We start from the raw sequence: 3231 nt of genomic DNA on the forward strand, positions 1-3231 counted from the left end.
GCCGCCGAAGCCGAGGTGCGGATTCGGCTTGCGGCTCAGGTCGAATCGGCCTGGCGAGTCGAACGCGTCGGTGTCGAAATTGCCCGACGAGTAGAACATCACCACCTTCTCCCCCTCGGCGATGGCCTGCTCGCCGAGCCGGCAATCCGTCGCCGCGGTGCGGCGGAAGGTCATCACCGGCGTGGCCCACCGGACGAACTCCTCGACCGCGCAGGAGATGCGGTCGTCGAAGTCCGCGGCCAGCCAGGCTCTCTGGTCACCGAAGTCGGTCAACGCCTTGATGGCGTGGCTCATGGTCTGTCGGGTGGTGTCGTTGCCCGCCACGGCAAGCAGCACGAAGAAGGCGGCGACTTCGGCGTCGGTGAGCCGGTCGCCGTCCACCTCGGCGTGCACCAGGCTGCTGATCAGGTCGTCGCCGGGATGCTCCCGCCGGTCGGCGGCGAGCGCGAAGGCCACCTGATGCATGTACATCTGGCTGCCCACCAGTAGTTCCAACGGATTTCGCCCGTCCAGGAAGACCGGATCGGCCCACGACACCATGGCATCTGCCGCTTCCGCCACCTGCGCCCGTTCGGACTCCGGAATCCCGACCATGTCGGACAGCGTGCGGATCGGCAGCTCCTTGGCGCAGACCTCGACGAAGTCGGCCCCGCTGCCCGCGTCGCGGAGCTCGGTGAAGCTGGCTCCGTCAGCCATGAGGCGCTCGGTGGCATCGAGGAGTAGCCGCTCGATCTGCTCGCGGCGCTGCTGGCGCTTGGCCTGCGGCTTCCTGGTCACCGACGGCATGTGGGGCAGCCTAGCTGGAATGAAGGCACCTTGACTAGACATACTGTCTAGACTTATTGTCGCTATATGACTGTGTCGCCGCTCACACCGACTTCGCCGCGTCCGTACGATCCGATCGACCTGTCGTCGAGAGCGTTCTGGTCCGCCACCGCCGCGGAGCGCGAAGAGTCGTTCGCCGAACTGCGGGCCGACAGACCCGTCAGCTGGCACCCACCGGTCGAGGATGCGTTGATGCACGACCCGGACGACCCCGGCTACTGGGCGGTGACCCGGCACGCCGACATCGTCACCGTCAGCCGCGACAGCGAGACGTTCCTCTCCGGCAAGGGCGTCCTCTTCGAGAACGTGCCGGAGGAACTGCTCGAGGCGTCGCAGTCCTTCCTGGCAATGGATCCACCGCGGCACACCATGATTCGCAAGGTCGTGCACGCCGCGTTCACTCCGCGCCAGGTCCGACGCATCGAGGACTCGATCAAGGCGAACGCAAAGGACATCGTCTCCGAACTGAGCGAGGCGGGCAGCGATTCGGACTTCGTCGAGCATTGTGCCAAGGAGCTGCCGATTCGCACGCTGTCGGACATGGTCGGCATTCCCGAGTCCGAGCGGGCGCAGGTGGCCGACGCCGCAGATGCGATGGTGTCACTGGGGGACCCGGTCTACCTGGCCGGGCGAAACCCGTTGGAGGTGTTGATCGGAAGTCAGATGTATCTGCACCAGGTGGCCGGTGCGCTGGCCGCCGACCGGCGGAAGAACCCCGGCGATGACCTGATCAGCAGCCTCGTCCACGCCGAAGTGGACGGCGATCGGCTCACCGACGCAGAGGTCGCAGCCTTCTTCGTGCTGCTCGCCGTGGCGGGCAACGACACCACCCGCCAGACCGCGAGCCACGCCATGAAGGCGCTGACGGACTTCGGCGACCAGCGGACGTGGCTTACTGCGGACTACGGCGACCGCATCTCCTGCGCAGTCGAGGAGTTCGTCCGTTGGGCCACCCCGGTGATGACTTTCCGCCGTACCGCCGCGACCGACTGTCGACTCGGCGAACAGGACATCGCCGCCGGCGAGAAGGTCGTGATGTTCTACTCGTCGGGCAACTTCGACACCGAGGTGTTCGACCAGCCGGGCCGGCTCGATCTCGGTCGTAAGCCCAATTCTCATCTCGGCTTCGGCGGTGGCGGGCGGCACTTCTGCTTGGGCGCGCACGTCGCCCGCGCCCAACTGCGGGCGATCTTCGGGGAGTTGCTCACGCGGCTGCCCGGCATCGAGGCGGGCGAGCCGTCCTACGTGCCTGGCAACTTCATCCACGGCATCCGCTCGATGCCCGTCACCTTCTAGCGGTTCACGTGGTCACTCGTAGTGGTTTCGGCGCGCATTCCCGCGCTCACCGCGGTTCAGCGCGCCGAGATCGCGGAGAGTTCGTCGGCGAGCAGGACCAGAAGCTCAGAGCAGCCGGCGTCGAGTTTGATGGTGGCCAGGGGGTCGCCGCGGGTCGGGCCACGGTTGATGATCGCGACGGGCTGGCCCGCGGTCGCTGCGCGCCTGACGAACCGCAACCCCGAGAACACCGTCAGTGACGACCCCGCGACGAGCAGCGCGTCGGCGTCGTCGACGAGCGAATAAGCCTGCGCCACTCTGTCCTTCGGAACGTTCTCGCCGAAGTACACGATGTCCGGTTTCAGCATGCCATCGCAGCGGGGACAGTCGACGTAGCGGAATGAAGACGTCTCCTCCACCGTCGCGTCGGCGTCCGGTGCCACGGCGATGCCGCCGACCGCTTCGGCGCGTTCGACGAATCCCGGGTTGAGTTCCTCCAGTTCGTCCGCCAGCTGCGCGCGCGTCAACGTGGACCCGCACGCCAGACACACCACCTGGGCGTACGTGCCATGCAGATTCACCACCGTCTGGCTGCCCGCCTTGGTGTGCAGCAGATCGACGTTCTGGGTGATGACGCCCGTGACGATGCCGACCCGCTCCAACTCGGCGAGTGCCCGGTGCCCGGCATTGGGCAGTGTGTCGTGCATGTGCTGCCAGCCGACGTGATTGCGTGCCCAGTACCGCTGGCGGAACACCGGGTCCGACGTGAACTGCCGAATGGTCATCGGGTTGCTCGGCGGGGAGTCGGGTCCCCGGTAGTCCGGAATGCCCGAGTCGGTCGACAACCCGGCTCCAGTGAGAACGGCGACGCGGCGACCATCCAGTAGCCTGACGAGCTCGGGGACATCCACGCCTCCGAGGGTAGGCGCAGTTGGTACCGGCGAGCAGGTGTCGACCACCGGTGCGCGCGTTATCGTCCCTGGATGGACGTCACCGTGCGGAAGCTCCGTTACTTTGCGGTGGTCGCCGAAGAGCGGCACTTCACCCGTGCCGCGGCCCGTCTCTTCGTCGCGCAGCAGTCGCTGTCGCGTCAGATCCGCGATCTGGAAGAGGAGGTCGGTGCACTGCTCT

General features: G+C 66.8%; 3 protein-coding genes and 1 pseudogene. 2 read left to right on the top strand and 2 right to left on the bottom strand.

Annotated elements, in window-relative coordinates; all coding sequences use genetic code 11:
• Window positions 1-672: pseudogene (locus QOI01_RS22930) on the bottom strand (cytochrome P450 family protein); the annotation flags it as partial.
• Window positions 673-852: 180 nt separating this feature from the next.
• Here QOI01_RS22930 and QOI01_RS22935 point away from each other — a divergent pair.
• A complete protein-coding gene (locus tag QOI01_RS22935) occupies window positions 853-2121 on the top strand; it encodes a cytochrome P450 (protein ID WP_526385019.1) in 1269 nt (422 codons plus the stop codon).
• A 56-nt stretch (window positions 2122-2177) separates the two neighbouring features.
• Here the strand turns inward: QOI01_RS22935 and QOI01_RS22940 are convergent, their stop codons facing one another.
• Window positions 2178-3011, bottom strand: coding sequence for a Sir2 family NAD-dependent protein deacetylase (locus QOI01_RS22940; RefSeq protein WP_526385021.1), 834 nt, complete (start codon window positions 3009-3011; stop codon window positions 2178-2180).
• A 72-nt stretch (window positions 3012-3083) separates the two neighbouring features.
• Between QOI01_RS22940 and QOI01_RS22945 the strand changes: the two genes are divergently transcribed.
• Window positions 3084-3231: LysR family transcriptional regulator (locus QOI01_RS22945; RefSeq protein ID WP_526385023.1), on the top strand; the 148-nt coding region annotated here is incomplete at its 3' end.

This window comes from Mycobacterium sp. (genome assembly GCF_032162605.1).
GTDB lineage: Bacteria > Actinomycetota > Actinomycetes > Mycobacteriales > Mycobacteriaceae > Mycobacterium.

Excerpts from the sequence above, each read along its gene's own strand:
- QOI01_RS22935 (WP_526385019.1), top strand. The coding sequence starts at position 853 with ATGACTGTGTCGCCGCTCACACCGACTTCGCCGCGTCCGTACGATCCG.